The organism is Pseudomonas sp. CFBP2511 (genome assembly GCF_030209255.1).
Classification (GTDB): domain Bacteria; phylum Pseudomonadota; class Gammaproteobacteria; order Pseudomonadales; family Pseudomonadaceae; genus Aquipseudomonas; species Aquipseudomonas avellanae.
In genome coordinates, this window is the sequence record NZ_JARVSI010000042.1 from 30047 (window position 1) to 47211 (window position 17165).

At 58.0% G+C, this 17165-nt stretch carries 13 protein-coding genes; all 13 read right to left on the minus strand.

The annotated features are described in order from the left end of the window. Positions 1 to 89 precede the first annotated feature (89 nt). On the minus strand, positions 90 to 419 hold the full coding sequence (locus tag QRN38_RS27370; RefSeq protein WP_005766760.1) for a ComEA family DNA-binding protein: 330 nt from the start codon (positions 417 to 419) through the stop codon (positions 90 to 92). Between the two features lie 159 nt (positions 420 to 578). Further along, complete coding sequence (locus QRN38_RS27375; protein ID WP_011103697.1) at positions 579 to 2573, minus strand: polysaccharide biosynthesis protein; 1995 nt, start codon at positions 2571 to 2573, stop codon at positions 579 to 581. Between the two features lie 100 nt (positions 2574 to 2673). After that, entirely contained in the window at positions 2674 to 3690 is a 1017-nt protein-coding gene (locus QRN38_RS27380) for an MraY family glycosyltransferase (protein ID WP_057416379.1), read from the minus strand. Beyond that, complete coding sequence (locus QRN38_RS27385) at positions 3683 to 4663, minus strand: UDP-glucose 4-epimerase family protein (RefSeq protein WP_011103695.1); 981 nt, start codon at positions 4661 to 4663, stop codon at positions 3683 to 3685. The genes QRN38_RS27380 and QRN38_RS27385 overlap by 8 nt, the downstream gene beginning before the upstream one ends. A 172-nt stretch (positions 4664 to 4835) precedes the next feature. After that, entirely contained in the window at positions 4836 to 6278 is a 1443-nt protein-coding gene (locus tag QRN38_RS27390) for an MBL fold metallo-hydrolase RNA specificity domain-containing protein (RefSeq protein WP_057419278.1), read from the minus strand. Positions 6279 to 6690: 412 nt separating this feature from the next. Further along, positions 6691 to 6933, minus strand: a complete 243-nt coding sequence (locus QRN38_RS27395) for a LapA family protein (RefSeq protein WP_007245133.1) — start codon at positions 6931 to 6933, stop codon at positions 6691 to 6693. A 24-nt stretch (positions 6934 to 6957) separates the two neighbouring features. Beyond that, complete coding sequence (gene ihfB, locus QRN38_RS27400) at positions 6958 to 7254, minus strand: integration host factor subunit beta (protein WP_002554561.1); 297 nt, start codon at positions 7252 to 7254, stop codon at positions 6958 to 6960. A 315-nt stretch (positions 7255 to 7569) separates the two neighbouring features. Then, positions 7570 to 9261, minus strand: a complete 1692-nt coding sequence (gene rpsA, locus QRN38_RS27405; protein ID WP_002554562.1) for a 30S ribosomal protein S1 — start codon at positions 9259 to 9261, stop codon at positions 7570 to 7572. A gap of 121 nt (positions 9262 to 9382) precedes the next feature. Further along, complete coding sequence (cmk, locus tag QRN38_RS27410; RefSeq protein WP_005616463.1) at positions 9383 to 10072, minus strand: (d)CMP kinase; 690 nt, start codon at positions 10070 to 10072, stop codon at positions 9383 to 9385. Continuing rightward, positions 10069 to 11685, minus strand: coding sequence for a prephenate dehydrogenase/arogenate dehydrogenase family protein (locus tag QRN38_RS27415; RefSeq protein ID WP_010204075.1), 1617 nt, complete (start codon positions 11683 to 11685; stop codon positions 10069 to 10071). The genes cmk and QRN38_RS27415 overlap by 4 nt, the downstream gene beginning before the upstream one ends. 57 nt (positions 11686 to 11742) lie before the next feature. Then, positions 11743 to 12837: a prephenate dehydratase gene (pheA, locus tag QRN38_RS27420; RefSeq protein ID WP_005616461.1), complete on the minus strand. Its 1095-nt coding sequence runs from the start codon at positions 12835 to 12837 to the stop codon at positions 11743 to 11745. Next, the gene (serC, locus tag QRN38_RS27425; RefSeq protein WP_057419279.1) at positions 12837 to 13922 is read right to left on the minus strand and encodes a 3-phosphoserine/phosphohydroxythreonine transaminase; all 1086 of its coding nucleotides are present in this window, start codon (positions 13920 to 13922) and stop codon (positions 12837 to 12839) included. Before serC ends, pheA begins: the two co-directional genes overlap by 1 nt. Positions 13923 to 14108: 186 nt before the next feature. Further along, entirely contained in the window at positions 14109 to 16895 is a 2787-nt protein-coding gene (gene gyrA, locus QRN38_RS27430; RefSeq protein ID WP_057419280.1) for a DNA gyrase subunit A, read from the minus strand. Positions 16896 to 17165: the final 270 nt, after the last annotated feature.

The following is a 17165-nucleotide window of genomic DNA, read 5'->3' on the forward strand; positions in this document are numbered from 1 at the left end:
CGTTCTCGGTGCGGTTTTTTACCCACCGCAACGTTCATAAAAAACAGGCCGATCAATGATCGGCCTGTTTTTTTCAGCAATGACAGCAGTCAGTCAACCGCGAGCTTATCGCGATTCTTTTCCAGAATAGCCTTGCCAATCCCTTTTACTTCAATCAGTTCTTCGATAGACGTAAAGTCGCCAGCAGTTTCTCTGTAAGCCACAATCGCGTCGGCTTTATTCTTGCCAATGCCGGACAGTTCCTTCTGAAGCGTTAACGCATCAGCGGTGTTGAGATTGACTCTGTCGTCACGTTGCTCATGAACCGCAGCGGTCGCTACGTTTTCGGTGGGCGGGGGGGCCGCCGGTGTGGCGCTGACGGCAACCGAGGCACTGGTGAGCAAGGCAAAGATCAAAGCACTGAACAGAGGGGTTCTCATAGATAAGGCTCCATAGCAATTCAAGGCAGCATTCCAAATGCTGTGCCTGAAACTTAGACCACTGCTTATCCATAGAAAAGAAGTTGAGCGTTGCGACCTGTTGCCATATCAATCAGCGTGTGTCCGTTATTGATAAGCCTGAACAATAACGGACTAAAATCAAGGCTCGCCGCTGCGTTCCTGATACATCCAGTCAACGATTTCACCCTCTGGTGTATAACCGCTGACTGTTTCTCGCAGCAACTGGCGCACGCTGTTGTAATCGTCTCGCTCCACGGCATCCAGCAGTTTTACCAGCCGGCCTTTCAATACATCCCACGCCAGACAGTCTTCGCTGGCGCTCATGATCATTGGGTGTTCGGTCGCGACCACGTTGTCGCCGATCAGCAGCTCTTCATACAGCTTTTCACCGGGACGCAGCCCGGTGAACTCAATGGAGATATCGCCATGCGGATTTTTTTCGGAGCGGATCGCCAGGCCGGAAAGGTGGATCATTTTCTCCGCCAGTTCGACGATCTTGACCGGCTCGCCCATGTCCAGAACGAACACATCCCCGCCATGCCCCATCGAGCCCGCCTGAATAACAAGTTGAGCGGCCTCGGGGATGGTCATGAAGTACCGGGTGATCTTGGGATGAGTCACCGTCAGCGGCCCGCCCGACTGAATCTGCTTGTGAAACAGCGGAATCACAGAGCCCGATGAGCCAAGCACGTTGCCGAAACGAACCATCGTGAAACGGGTCTTGTTGACCTGATAGACGTTGGCCTTGTCGCCGAAGATCACCGGCGCGGTCTCGCGGCTCAGTGCCTGCAGGATCAACTCGGCAAGGCGCTTGGTGCTGCCCATGACGTTGGTTGGACGGACCGCCTTGTCGGTGGAAATCAGGACAAAGTTGGAAACCCCCGCCTGCAACGCCGCCTGCGCGGTATTGAGCGTACCGACGACGTTATTGATCACACCTTCGGCAATGTTGTGCTCAACCATCGGTACGTGCTTGTAGGCGGCCGCATGGTAGACCGTGTCGACCTTCCAGGTTTTCATGATCGACAGCAGCTTGGGGTGATTGCGCACCGAACCGAGTATGGGCAGCAACTTGACCGAAAGAGACTCACGGGCAGAACGCTGTTCAAGCTCGGACAGAATGCTGTAAAGATTGAATTCGCTGTGGTCGAGCAACAGCAACTGGACAGGCTGCAGAAGCAGTATCTGCCGGCACAACTCGGAACCGATCGAGCCGCCCGCGCCAGTCACCAGCACCGTCTTGCCCTTGATGCAATGCTCCAGCAGGTTTTCCCGGGCAGGCACTGCGTCTCGTCCCAGAAGGTCGGCGATATCGACTTCCTGAAGGTCGTCAACCTTGACCCGGCCAGCCGCCAGGTCCATGAAACCGGGGACGCTTCGCACGTGCAACGGAAAGCCTTCCAGAAACCCCAGAATCTCCCGGCGACGCCCGCGCGATGACGAAGGGATGGCCAGGAGTATTTCCTGAGCCCCGGTGGAATCGATCATGCGCTGGATATTTCGAGGCTTGTAGACTTGCAGCCCGGAAATCACCCGGTTGGAGATCGACTCGTCATCATCAATGAATGCCACAGGGTGCATCAGACGCCCCATACGCAATGCAGCCACCAACTGGTTGCCGGCCGCGCCTGCGCCGTAGATGGCGACTTTTTGCAGGCCGTTATCGCTTTTGGCAAACGGTACGTGTTGCGCCGCCGCAAACCAGTCACCGAGGAAGTACTGCCGCATGGCCAGGCGCAGACCGCCGATCATTACCAGGCTCAGCCACCAATAGTTGAAGATGACCGAGCGTGGCACCAGTTGCTGGTGATTGCTGTACACGTACACCATACAACCGAGAATCAACGACGACATCGTGACGGCTTTGATGATCGCAATCAGCGCGTCGTTGCCAAAATAGCGCATGACCGCACGGTACATGCCAAAACGGATGAACAACGGAATAGCCGCCAGCGGCGCACTGATGAAAAGCCAAGTGTGCTTTTCCAGCGGATTGATCAGTTCGTCAATGCCCAGCCGCACGACAAACGACATCCACAGCGCAAGCCAGACCAGAAGAACGTCGGCAGCCACCTGGATTATTCGCTTTTTGCGGCGTGGTAGGGCCAGCAAACTAGCTCGCAACCTGCTCATCAATTTATTTAATGCTCCGTTATGCGACCGGTTGACACATCACCTGAAACCGGTGCCTGTGAAACAGCTACGTTCCTGAGACAACCAGAAACCCGCTTCGTTACCTGCTTTCTGCCTCGCCGGCACGGAACCTCAGCGCCAGTAAAATCAACGGCACGTAGGCAATTGCCGTCCATGCCAGCCCGTCGCCGCCCCCCAGAGCCACCCACATCGCAACGGGCAGCAGCCACAGCAGATTGATCAACCCGACCACCAGCGTGACAGGTCGATGGCTACCGTAATGGCGTGATGCAAACTGATAAGCATGGCTGCGATGGGCCTCGTAGAGCTTTTCTCCGCGCAACAGACGACGGATAAGCGTTACCGTGGCGTCGACAATGAACACGCCCAGCACAATCAGCCAGCACCACAATAACCGAGGCGAGGCCCAGGAACCCTGAATGGAAAGCACGCCGAGGACCATACCGAGAAATCCACTGCCTGCATCGCCCATGAATATCTTCGCCGGAGGGAAGTTCCAGCAAAGAAAACCTGCCACGGCGGCGGCCAGCAGCAGTGGCTGCCACACCAGCTCGGCGTAGCCGCCCAGGGCATAAATACCCGCCATGCCCAGACAGACTGTCACCGCCTCGATGCCGGCGATCCCGTCGATGCCATCCATGAAGTTGTAGAGATTCAACATCCATACCAGATAGAACGCCGCCAGGATCTGAACGACAGGGCCAGGACTCAGTGTCCAGCCCATGACATTGAGCGGAGCGAGTCCGCCCAGCCAGAACAGCGCCCAGGCAGCCGCAGCAAAATGCCCCAAAAGGCGCCATCGTGCAGCGATATGCCCGTGATCGTCCATAAACCCGATAATAGCGACCAGGCCTCCCGATCCTACTAACGCAGCCAGCATCGACAGCGACAACTGATTCGTACAGGCCAAAAACACGATAGCCATGCCAAAAGCAATGACAATGGATACGCCGCCGCCGCGAGGCGTCGGTACGGAATGCGAGCTGCGGGCATTGGGTATATCAATCAGACTTCTGGCCAGTGCGTACCTGCGCAGCAACGCTGTCAGAATCAGAGATACAAGCATGATGACAATTACTGACAGCCACTCAATCATGCTTGTCGTGTTCCAGATAATACCGGGCGGTGTCTTGCATGGCGTGTTCAATACTCACAGGTGGATGCCAATCGAGCATCGTACAGGTTTTACTGATATCGACCTGCAAAGAGCTGCATAGCCGTTGTGAAAAGGCTTTCTTGCCAAGCAATGCTGCCGCGCCTTTCAACAGTACAGCTGGCACAGGCAACAACCGGGCCGGTTTGCCAAGCGCCCTGCCCATCTCACGCAAAAGCCGGGTGGTGGACAGGTCGTCACCGTCACTGACAAGGAAGGTCTGACCTGCCGCCGCAGGGTGATCGACGCACACCACCACCAGGTCCGCCAGATTGCCCACTGCCACCAGACTGCGGCGATTATCGATAGCCCCCAGCGGCAACGGCAGCCCCTTGTCGAGCCAGCGCATCATGCTCCTGAAGTTGGCCTTGACCCCTGGGCCGTAGACCAGAACGGGACGAATGATCACCACCTGCATGCCGGAGCGGGCAGCCAGCGCTCGCAGCCCCTCTTCAGCCTTTTGCTTGGAAACACCGTAGGGGTCCAGCGGATTGCACGGATCATCGGCCCTGAAAGGGGCACCCGGCGGCGTAGACTCGCCGCTGGCCTTGATGGAGCTGATAAAGATGAAGCGCTTCACCCCCGCCGCAGCGGCCTGTTCGGCGAGGTTCAGGGTCGCAGTCACGTTGGCGCTGAAATACGCGTGATCAGGCTCGGTGGCGGTTTCGTTGAGGACATGAACCCGCGCAGCACAATGAATAACCACCTGCGCGCCAGCTACAAAGCTTTCCCACCGGTTGTCCGGCGCCAGCGATTGCATTGCCACAGCGCTGATGCGTGGTGAAGCGCAAGTGTACGCACCCCGCACTGCAACCCTGACAGCACAGCGGGTACGCTCGATCAACCGGCGAACCACGGCACTGCCCACGAAACCTGTCGCACCTGTTATCGCAACCAATGCAACATCACCGTTCATGCACGAACGCCCTTCCAAATCGGCCAAATATTCCTCATGTGAAGCTTTTTGACAACCAAAATATCTTCACTTCATTTTATAACTTTCATGCTTGTGCAAACCTGTTTCAGATAAGCATGCGTTTTATAGTTGTGAGCGCAGGACTGTTCCGGAAACTCGTCCATATATTCTGTCAGGGAACGATCAACTCGGCCTGAATTTTTTCAAGCGTGTATTTACGCTCCAGAATGTTTCTCAGCGCCTTTTTAGCCGTTGTTTCGCCGTGCACAAGGCGAATCTGCGCCGGCCACTTATTCATACCCGTGACGAATTCGACAAGTTCGGCCTGATCAGCGTGGGCCGAATAGCCTTTGGCGGTGTGAATCGCAGCGCGAATATCGAAACGCTCGCGATCCAGCTCGACGTATCCGCCCGACGGGCCATGCGCCTGAATGGCAGCGCCAGGCGTTCCTTTCCCTTGATAGCCGACAAACACCACGTTATGCCGAGGATCGCCCAGCATGGCTTTCAGGTAATTGACGATCCTGCCGCCGGCACACATGCCGTTACCGGCGATGACAATGGCCGGCCGCGCAGTGCTGGCCAGATAGTTGACTGTACGCAGGTGCTCTTCGTGGGTGTTGATGGTAATGAGCTGGTCAAAGCCGAGCGGCTTGCGTCCGGCGTCCAGCCTCAGGCGGGCACCTTCGTCCCAGTAGTCTTCAAATGACTGGTAGGCCCGGGTGAAGCGACTTGCCAGCGGCGAGTCGAGGATGATCGGCAGCCGCGACCAGTCCGCAGGCGGCACGTCATCCTCATTCAGGCGCGCACTGCTGTGGGCAGCATCACCGGATGGCATCTTGCGCCGCAGGATGTCCTCCAGTTCGTAGAGCAGCTCCTGAGTGCGACCGATGCTGAACGCCGGAATCAGCACCGTGCCGTTGTCTTCCAGCGCCCGGTCTATGATGCGCTCGAGTTCCTGCTGACGAATGCTGCGATCTTCATGAAGACGATCACCGTAGGTACTTTCCAGCACCAGTATGTCGGCGTGTTCGGGTGGCTTTGGCGCAGGCAGAAACGGTGTGTGGCTCGCGCCAAGATCACCGGAAAAAACCACACGCATCGAACACCCTTCCAGTGGGTAGTGCAGATCGCATTCTATATAAGCCGAACCCAGAATATGCCCCGCGCGTTGCAGGCGAACCCTGCAGTGCAGCGACTCGCGGTCGACCAGACTGAACCAGTTATCGAATGGCAGTGCGATGATCCGTTTGTTGATCAGCGCAAGGTGGCGCTCGGCCTGCTCGGGATCATGTGCAAACTGGATCTTCAGGCTGTCTTCCATCACCAGTGGCAGCAGATGAGCGCTCGGCTCGCTGCACAGTATCGGCCCTTCATAGCCTGACGCCAGCAACTCGGGAATACGCCCGACATGGTCGTTGTGCACATGAGTGATCAGAAGCGCTCTGATGGCCTCGGGGTCAAACCCGAACGGCGAGACCTCGCCTGACGCGCCGCGCTCCTGCAGCGAGCCGCAGTCGATCAGCAGGCTGCTCGACGCATCCATACGCAGTTGATGGCACGAACCCGTCACCGTGTCGACAGCACCGTGATGAATGATTTCCGGATAAGACATGCAGTCACCTTTGCTTGCCAGCCTGACTGAATGTTTGTGACATCCGGCATCAGGTCTGAACCATAAGTTTCGGCGCATTCTGCACTTGAACAGCTTATTTTCAAGACTTGACACAAGACTGTTACAGCAGCAGAAATCGGCGCTGAAACCTAATATAACCGGCTCCCCCTATGGAATGGGCACCTCGATTTAAAAAGCGAAGTTTCCTACGCGGCGCAGTAACTATCCTTCATATAATCGAAGAATAAGCCGACAGAATTATAAGTAGGGTTTTTCAGCAAAAAAGAGAGATACAGATAAGATGCACACCAGCCTCGAGACGCTGGATGCAATTTCATGGCACGGAAGGGATAGAAAAGTGCACGACGTCACGTCACCAGACAGGCATCCGACGACGCCCGAGCAGTACTGCTCAGACGGAGCGAGCAGAAGGCGTGCGTTTTTTACGAAGGCTGGCTATCAGCGTCAGCATCGGGCCGATGACCATACCCAAAAGCAGCGCGAGGATAACAGGCAATGCCAAAGGAAGCTGAGGCGCTGACCAACCGAAGAACGTCACGGCGACAGACTGCCGGTTTTCAAGCATGAACACGACTGTTACCGCAGCTACGAGCAGTACAGCGACGATCAGAATGACTCGTTTGAAAATACGCATCTGGTAATCCTGTGGTAAATGGCTTTAAAAGCCCTCTTCTTCATCCTCGTTGACCCGATCCCGCAGCTCCTTGCCCGGCTTGAAATGCGGCACAAACTTGCCATCGAGGCTGACCGATTGCCCGGTCTTCGGGTTACGTCCAACTCGCGGTGCACGGTAATGCAGCGAGAAGCTGCCAAAACCCCGAATTTCGATTCGGTCACCGGTTGCCAGGCACTGGGACATTTGTTCAAGCATGGTCTTGATGGCCAGCTCGACATCTTTGGATGAGAGCAGCCCTTGATGGGTGACAATTCGTTCGATCAACTCCGACTTCGTCATATTTTTCCCTTCTTTTTCAAGCAGCTAGATCAGCGCTTGGAAGGTTTTAGCATGACCGGATGAATTTGAACAGCCCATGTATTGACTTATGTTCAACGCTGTCAACCCTGCATGAACAGATTACAGCCACGCTACACGTGAGAGGCGTTTAAAGAGAGGGAAATAAACGAGGGCCTGGTAAGGCCTGGAGGCTATAGCGGGCGCTTGTGACCAAGGTCAGGCGATCAAAGGGGGTCGGGCTCAGGCCTGCATGACATAAATGCCAGGCATGAAAAAGGGCGACCGAAGTCGCCCTTTTTTATGGTCAAGCAGAACTTAGTTCTGTTTTTCCATTTGCGCGCGCAGCAGGTCACCAATAGTGGTAGGACCAGTGCTTTCAGCGACTTCAGGCTTGCTACGCAGGCTCTGGATCGCTTCTTTCTCGTCTTCAACGTCTTTCGACTTGATGGACAAGCTGATTACGCGGCTCTTGCGGTCAACGCTGATGATCTTGGCTTCGATCTCTTCGCCTTCTTTCAGAACGTTACGCGCGTCTTCAACGCGGTCACGGCTGATTTCGGAGGCTTTGAGGGTCGCTTCGATGTCGTCGGCCAGGGTGATGATGGCGCCTTTGGCGTCAACTTCTTTAACGATACCGCGAACGATAGCGCCCTTGTCATTGACAGTGACGTACTCGGAGAACGGATCGCTTTCCAGCTGCTTGATACCCAGCGAGATGCGCTCGCGCTCAGGATCAACCGACAGGATCACGGTGTCGAGCTCGTCGCCCTTCTTGAAGCGACGTACGGCTTCTTCGCCCACTTCGTTCCAGGAGATGTCGGACAGGTGAACCAAGCCGTCGATGCCGCCGTCCAGACCAATGAAGATACCGAAATCGGTGATCGACTTGATGGTGCCGGAGATTTTATCGCCCTTGTTGAACTGGCCAGAGAAATCTTCCCACGGGTTGGATTTGCACTGTTTGATGCCGAGGGAGATACGACGACGCTCTTCGTCGATGTCCAGAACCATAACTTCCACTTCGTCGCCAACCTGAACGACTTTCGAAGGGTGGATGTTCTTGTTGGTCCAGTCCATTTCGGAAACGTGTACCAGGCCTTCCACGCCTTCTTCCAGCTCTGCGAAGCAGCCGTAGTCGGTCAGGTTGGTAACACGCGCGGTAACGCGGGTGCTTTCCGGGTAGCGAGCCTTGATAGCAACCCATGGGTCTTCACCCAGTTGCTTCAGACCCAGGGAAACACGATTGCGCTCGCGATCGTACTTCAAAACCTTCACATCGATCTCGTCGCCAACGTTGACGATTTCCGATGGATGCTTGATACGCTTCCAGGCCATGTCGGTGATGTGCAGCAGGCCATCGACGCCACCCAGATCGACGAATGCGCCGTAATCGGTGAGGTTCTTGACGATACCTTTGACTTGCTGACCTTCCTGCAGGGACTCGAGCAGAGCTTCGCGCTCGGCACTGTTCTCGGCTTCCAGGACACTGCGACGGGAAACGACAACGTTGTTGCGCTTCTGGTCCAGCTTGATGACCTTGAACTCGAGCTCTTTGCCTTCCAGGTGAGTCGTGTCACGCACAGGGCGGACGTCAACCAGAGAACCAGGCAGGAACGCACGGATGCCGTTAACGTCGACAGTGAAGCCGCCTTTAACCTTACCGTTGATAACGCCCTTGACCACTTCTTCAGCTGCGAAAGCCGCTTCCAGAACGATCCAGCACTCGGCACGCTTGGCTTTTTCGCGGGACAGCTTGGTTTCGCCAAAGCCATCTTCGACCGCGTCCAGCGCAACGTGAACTTCATCACCGATCTTGATGGTCAGCTCGCCAGCGTCGTTGTGGAACTGCTCCAGCGGGATGAGGCCTTCAGATTTCAGACCGGCGTGAACCGTAACCCAACCTGCCTGGTAGTCGATATCAACGATGATAGCGGTGATGATCGAACCGGCCTGAAGGTTGAGGGTCTTTAGGCTTTCTTCAAAAAGTTCTGCAAAGCTTTCGCTCATTTTAATTCCTGTTGATCAAGGGCGAAGGATACGCCCATCTGCCACGCTCCAGACAACGTGGGTTTCGTTCAAGTAAAAGAAAGCCTGCGGGACTATGACTGGTCTCCCACACGCTTCTTCGTCACCCGGCGATATCGCGAAGCGCGATTTCACTCAGAATGCGTTCCAGCACCTGTTCGATGGACAATTCAGTGGAATCCAGCTGTATGGCGTCGTGCGCCGGCTTTAGCGGTGCTACCGCTCGCTGGGTGTCACGCTCGTCGCGTGCACATATCTCATCTAGCAGACTCGACAGACTAACATCATCGCCCTTGGCCTTCAACTGCAAGTAACGTCGGCGTGCACGTTCCTCGGCACTCGCGGTAAGGAATACCTTCAGCGGGGCGTCGGGAAACACGACCGTGCCCATGTCGCGACCGTCTGCGACAAGCCCCGGCTCTTCCTGAAAGGCGCGCTGGCGCATCAGCAAGGCATCGCGCACAGCGGGCAAAGACGCCACCTGAGATGCGCCACTGCCGATCTGCTCGTTGCGAATGGCCTGGGTAACGTCCTCACCTTCAAGAATGATGCGCTGCCCCTGCCCCGCCGCTGTCGTCTCGAACTGAACATCCAGATGAGCGGCAAGCAATTTGAGCGCTTCTTCGTTGGTCAGGTCGACGCCATGATTCCGCGCAGCGAAGGCCAGCAGGCGGTACAGCGCGCCTGAATCAAGCAGGCACCAGCCAAGTTTCTTGGCCAGCAGCCCGGCTACAGTGCCTTTTCCTGAACCGCTAGGTCCGTCGATGGTGATAACGGGTGCTTTGATTTTCACTTTATGTCCTCTTGCGCTACACGCATGCCGACTTGAGCGCACAGCGCCAGAAAATGGGGAAACAATGTGGCGGCGTCCGCACAATCATGAATACGGATGGGCGCCGAAGCCCGCAACGATGCAACACGAAACGCCATGACAATACGCTGATCGCCGCGCGCATCAATCTCGCCGCCGCCGGGCGTACCGCCCTCAATGATGATGCCATCCGGCACAGGTTCGGCCTCGATACCGAGCACCGTCAAACCGTCAGCCATAAGCCTGACGCATTCCGACTCGCCTGCCTGCAACGTCTCTGCGCCGCGCAGAATGGTACGCCCTTCTGCGCAGGCTGCGGCGATAAGCAGAGCCGGAAAGGTGCCGATCGCCAGCGTCACCAGCGCCTCCGGGATGTCCGCGCCTTTCAGCCGAGCCGAACGCACGTGCAGGTCCGCCAGCCGCTCATCTGCCAGTTCGCGAACATTTTGCAGCACAACATCGCCGCCCATCAGACGCAGAATGTCGATCGCTCCTTCACACATCGAGCCGACACGAACGTCCTCGAGCAGCAGATCGCACCCTTCGCTGATCGACGTCGCGACCATGAACAGGACAGCGGACGTGACATCGGTCGGCCCTTTGATGCGATGGCTGACGCCCTCTGCAGAGCGCACCCGCACATCATCCGGCGCCTCATGATGATCGGCAGAGGTCATATCGACGCGAGCACGGCTGGCAAGAATTCTGCCGAAGTGCTCTCTGGCCGTGCGCGCGCGAGTGAATACCTCCAGCAACTGCGCGCCATCGCCAGCATCCACAGCATCGCGCAGGGCATCAAGGTCACTGCGAAAACTGTCCAGCGTGCGCAGGACCGACTCACGGTTGGCCATGAAGATGTCGTGCCACATGGTCGGATCGCTGCCCGCAATACGCGTGAAGTCACGAAAGCCGCCAGCGGCATAGCGGAATATTTCCAGGTTTTCGTTACGTTTGGCCAATGAGTCGACCAGACCGAATGCCAGCAAGTGCGGCAGATGACTGGTCGCCGCCAGCACGTCGTCGTGACGCTCGACCTGCATGTGCTCGACATCAGCACCCAGCGCAGACCACAACCGATGCACAACGGCGACGGCGTCGGGGTCGGTTTCAGGCAGCGGGGTCAGAATGACCTTGTGACGCCGGAACAACGCAGCGTTGGAAGCTTCGACGCCGCTCTGCTCGGACCCGGCGATCGGATGCCCAGGCACAAAACGTGACGGCATATGGCCGAACGCCTGATGGGCCGCCCTGACCACATTGCCTTTGGCGCTGCCAACGTCAGTGAGAATGGCGCCCCCCAGATCCAGCGGTGCGAGCAGCGCGAGGAGCTTTTCCATCGCCAGAATAGGCACCGCCAGCTGAATCACGTCGGCGCCCCGGCAGGCCAGGGCAAGATCGGCCTCGCAACGATCGACAACCCCGAGCTCGACCGCAAGCTTTCGCGACCGCGGATCAAGATCGACGCCGACCACTTCACGGCACAGGCCGCTTTCGCGCACGCCCTTGGCAAACGAGCCGCCAATCAGCCCGAGCCCCACGACCACCAGCCGCCCGATCAACGGCCGGGCCGGTTGCTCTGAAATCACATCAACCACGCGAACATACCTGGCAGCCCGACAAGGCAACAAACAAACGGATCATGCGCAACGCCCTCAAAGAACCGCTTTCGGGTAGGAACCCAGCACCTTCAAGGCAACGGCTTCACTGCTGATTTTTTCCAGTACGGCTTTGACCAGCGGGTCCTGGTGATGGCCGACGAAGTCGATGAAGAACACGTAGGTCCACTTGCCACTGCGCGACGGACGGGTTTCGATACGTGTCAGGTCAAGACCATTCTCATGGAACGGCACCAGCAACTCGTGCAGCGCACCCGGCTTGTTGCTCATCGAAACAATGATCGAGGTCTTGTCGTCACCGGTTGGCGGGACTTCCTGATTGCCGATGATAAGGAAGCGCGTAGAGTTGTCCGGGCGGTCTTCGATCTTTTCCGCCAGGCGGGTCAGACCATAAAGACCTGCCGCCATATCGCCAGCAATGGCCGCCGAGTTCCATTCGCCCTTGACCCGCTTGGCGGCTTCGGCGTTGCTGGCCACGGCAACACGCTCGACGTTCGGATAATGGGCGTCCAGCCATTTGCGGCACTGGGCCAGCGATTGCGCGTGGGAATAGATACGCGAAATGCTTTGCGTCTTGGTGCTCTCACCGACCAGCAAATGATGGTGAATGCGCAACTCGACTTCGCCACAGATGACCATGTCGTGCTCAAGAAAGCTGTCCAGCGTGTGGTTGACCGCGCCTTCGGTGGAGTTTTCCACCGGGACCACGCCAAAGTTCACCGCACCCGCAACCACTTCACGGAACACTTCATCGATGGCAGCCATCGGCAGACTGATAACCGCATGGCCGAAGTGCTTCATGGCGGCGGCCTGGGTGAACGTACCCTCAGGCCCGAGATAGGCGACCTTGAGCGGCTGCTCGAGGGCCAGGCAAGAGGACATGATTTCGCGAAACAGCCGCGCCATCTCTTCATTGCTCAAGGGGCCGCGATTGCGATCCATGACCCGCCGAAGCACCGCCGCTTCGCGTTCCGGGCGATAGAACACAGGCACTTCGCCTTCTGCCAGCGAAGACATCTTCACCCTGGCCACTTCCTGAGCACAGCGAGCGCGCTCACTGATCAGCTCCAGGACCTTCTCGTCGAGGCTGTCGATACGGACGCGAAGCGCCTTGAGTTCTTGCTCGGACATCAGCCGTGCTCCTTCTCGAAATCTTTCATGTAGGCGACCAGCGCGTTGACCGCGTTGATATCGACTGCGTTATAGATGGAAGCGCGCATGCCACCCACCGAACGGTGGCCTTTCAGATTGAGCAGGCCATTGGCATCGGCACCGGCCAGAAACGGCTTGTCGAGACGGTCGTCAGCCAAACGGAACGGCACATTCATCCACGAGCGATCCGGCGTGTTGATCGGGTTGCTGTACAGCCCGCTGGCATCGATGAAGTCATACAACGTACGCTGCTTGATGTCGTTGAGCTTGCCGATCGCCTCGACGCCGCCCTGCTCCTTGAGCCACTCGAAGACCAGCCCGGACAGATACCAGGCCAGGGTTGGCGGCGTGTTGTACATCGAGCCATTGTCGGCAGCGACTTTGTAGTCGAGCATGGTCGGGCACAGCGTACGCGCGCGACCGAGCAGGTCTTCGCGAATGATCACCACCACCACGCCGCTCGGGCCGATGTTCTTCTGGGCACCGGCGTAGATCATGCCGAAACGCGAAATGTCCACCGGGCGCGAGAGGATGTTAGAAGACATGTCGGCGACCAGTGGCACGTCGCCAGTTTCCGGAATCCAGTTGAATTCCAGACCACCAATGGTTTCGTTAGGCGCGTAATGAACGTAGGCAGCGTCCCTGGAAAGCGTCCATTCGTTCTGGCCGGGGATGGCGAAGTAATCGTAGGCCTTGGCGCTGGCGGCGACATTGATCGTGCCGTAGCGCGACGCCTCATCAATAGCCTTCTGCGACCAGATGCCGGTGTCGATGTAATCGGCCTTGCCGTTTTCAGGCAGCAGGTTCAGCGCGATCTGCGCAAACTGCTGGCTGGCGCCGCCTTGCAGGAACAGCACTTTGTAATTGGAGGGAATGGACAACAGGTCGCGAAGATCCTGCTCGGCCTTGTTGGCGATGGAGACGAACTCATCACTGCGGTGGCTCATCTCCATGACCGACAGGCCTTTGCCGTGCCAGTCGAGGAGTTCCGCCTGGGCACGCAGCAGAACAGCTTCAGGAAGCGCAGCAGGACCTGCGCAGAAGTTAAAGGCTCGCTTGCTCATATCCACTCTCGTCAAATACGTTGGGTCTGTACGCGCGTGTTACCGGGTGCTGCATCACGAGCGGGCAGCTCGCGACGGGGAATACTGATCCGGCTGCAGGGCGGCCGAATGTCGCAAGGGCTGGACTTGCCTGGAATGCACATGCACCTCCAGACGAGCCAGCCCTTACCTGATTTACGTTGCCGCTCAGTTCTGCGGTTCGTCGTCGTCCGGGGCCGCGTCCACCTGCAGGTCTTCACCTGCCTCGTCTGCGTCGGCGCCGTCCACATCAACGATCACGCCATCAACAACCTCGTCACCCTCAAGCTCTTCGCCTTCGACTTCCGAGGGCTCCTGAACGCGTTCCAGGCCGACCAGTTTTTCGTCGCTGGCCAGCTTGATCAGGGTCACACCCTGGGTGTTACGACCCAGGCTGGAGACTTCGCCGACGCGGGTACGAACCAGTGTGCCCTGGTCGGAAATCAGCATGATTTCCTCACCATCCAGCACCTGAACCGCGCCGACCAGACGGCCGTTACGCTCGTTGCTGACCATGGCGATAACGCCCTGACCGCCACGCTTGTACTCAGGGAACTCGGAAATGGCGGTACGCTTGCCGAAACCACGCTCGGAAGCGGTGAGGATCTGGCTGCCTTCTTCCGGGATCAGCATTGAAATCAGCTTCTGCCCTTCTGGCAGACGCATGCCACGCACACCGCGAGCCGTACGGCCCATGGCGCGAACGTCGGATTCCTTGAAGCGGGTGACCTTGCCGCCGTCGGAGAACAGCATGATTTCCTGCTCGCCATCGGTGATGGCTGCGGAAATCAGGATGTCACCTTCGTCGAGTTCCAGCGCGATCAGGCCGACGCTACGCTGACGACTGAAGGCCACCAGCGGAGTCTTCTTGACGGTGCCGTTGGCCGTGGACATGAAGATGAACGGCGCCTTCTTCTTGTCGGCAGCCTTGATGCGCGCCTTGCGCTCTTCTTCGGTCTCGCTGCTGTTTTCCGCGTCGTCCAGCTCGCCTTCGAGGGCTTCGCCTTCTTCGTCGGCACGCTTGCGCATGGCTTCGAGATCGACCGGCAGCATGGTGGTGATGTATTCACCTTCGCTCAGCGGCAGCAGGTTGACCAGCGGACGACCACGGGCAGCGCGGGACGCTTCCGGGATCTCGTAGGTCTTGAGCCAGTACACCTTGCCCTTGCTGGAGAACATCAACAGCGTGGTGTGGCTGTTGGCGACCAGCAGGTGAGCGATGTAGTCCTCATCCTTGATGCCGGTGGCCGACTTGCCCTTGCCGCCGCGACGCTGAGCCTGGTAGACAGCCAATGGCTGGGTCTTGGCATAGCCGCCGTGGGAGATGGTGACCACGCGCTCTTCTTCGGTGATCAGGTCACCGAGGGTGAGGTCCAGGCGTGCATCGAGAATCTCGGTGCGACGCGCATCGCCGTATTCGGCGCGGATCAGTTCGAGCTCTTCGCGGATCACTTCCATCAGGCGCGTGGCGCTGTTGAGGATGCGGATCAGCTCGCCGATCTGAGCCAGGATTTCCTGGTACTCACCCAGCAGTTTTTCGTGTTCCAGACCGGTCAGGCGGTGCAGACGCAGTTCCAGAATGGCCTGAGCCTGTTCTGGCGACAGGAAATACTTGCCTTCACGCAGGCCGTATTGCGGGTCGAGGTTCTCGGGGCGGCACGAATCGGCACCGGCGCGCTCGACCATCTCGACCACTGCGCTCGATTCCCAAGGCGTCTTGATCAGCGCCTCCTTGGCTTCGGCAGGTGTCGGGGACGCCTTGATCAGGGCAATGACCGGATCGATGTTGGACAGCGCAACCGCCTGACCTTCAAGGATGTGGCCACGCTCGCGCGCCTTGCGCAGTTCGAACACGGTACGGCGGGTGACCACTTCGCGGCGGTGACGCACGAAGGCTTCCAGCAGGTCCTTGAGGTTCAGGATGCGTGGACGACCGTCGATCAGGGCAACGATGTTGATACCGAAAACGCTTTGCAGCTGGGTCTGGGCATACAGGTTGTTGAGCACAACCTCAGGCACTTCGCCACGACGCAGCTCGATGACCACGCGCATACCGTCCTTGTCGGACTCGTCGCGCAGTTCGGTGATGCCTTCGAGTTTCTTTTCCTTGACCAGCTCGGCGATCTTTTCGATCAGACGCGCCTTGTTCAACTGGTAAGGCAGCTCGGTGATGACGATCTGCTGGCGACCGCCGACCTTGTCGATGTCTTCGACGATGGAGCGGGCACGCATGTAAATGCGCCCGCGGCCAGTGCGGTAGGCTTCGATGATGCCGGCGCGGCCGTTGATGATCGCCGCCGTCGGGAAGTCCGGGCCGGGGATGTACTGCATCAGTTCGTCGATCGTCAACTCGGGGTTGTCGATCAGCGCCAGGCAACCGTCGATGACTTCACCGAGGTTGTGCGGCGGAATGTTGGTCGCCATGCCCACGGCGATACCGCTCGAGCCGTTGACCAGCAGGTTGGGAATACGGGTCGGCATGACCGCAGGGATCATTTCGGTGCCGTCGTAGTTCGGCACCCAGTCGACGGTCTCTTTGTGCAGGTCGGCCAGCAGCTCGTGAGCCAGCTTGGTCATGCGCACTTCGGTGTATCGCATGGCCGCCGCGTTGTCGCCGTCGACCGAACCGAAGTTGCCCTGGCCGTCTACCAGCAGGTAGCGCAGCGAGAATGGCTGAGCCATACGAACGATGGTGTCGTACACGGCGGTGTCGCCGTGCGGGTGATACTTACCGATCACGTCACCAACCACACGGGCGGATTTCTTGTACGGCTTGTTCCAGTCGTTACCCAGCTCGCTCATTGCGAACAACACGCGCCGGTGCACGGGCTTCAAGCCGTCGCGCGCATCGGGCAGTGCCCGACCGACGATTACGCTCATTGCGTAGTCGAGGTAGGACTGCTTCAGCTCGTCTTCGATATTGACCGGGAGGATTTCTTTGGCCAGTTCGCCCATGAGAAGCCTGATTCCTTTTTCTGGTGAAACCTCGCAAACCCATTCGGGGTATACGAAGCTCGCCGCTGCCAGCATTTGCAGGGCAGCGACTTACGACAAATCAACGAGTTATGCCATGAAACTGCGCAGTGTGGGTGACGCCAGTGAGTGTCCCCGATAACCGCCGGATATTACCACAACCGCCGGGGCGCTCACATCCTTTGCAGGCGCTGAAAACGAGCCACCTGCGCACAAGCCGCCTGAGAGACGTTTACAGGCCCGCGCAGCCGC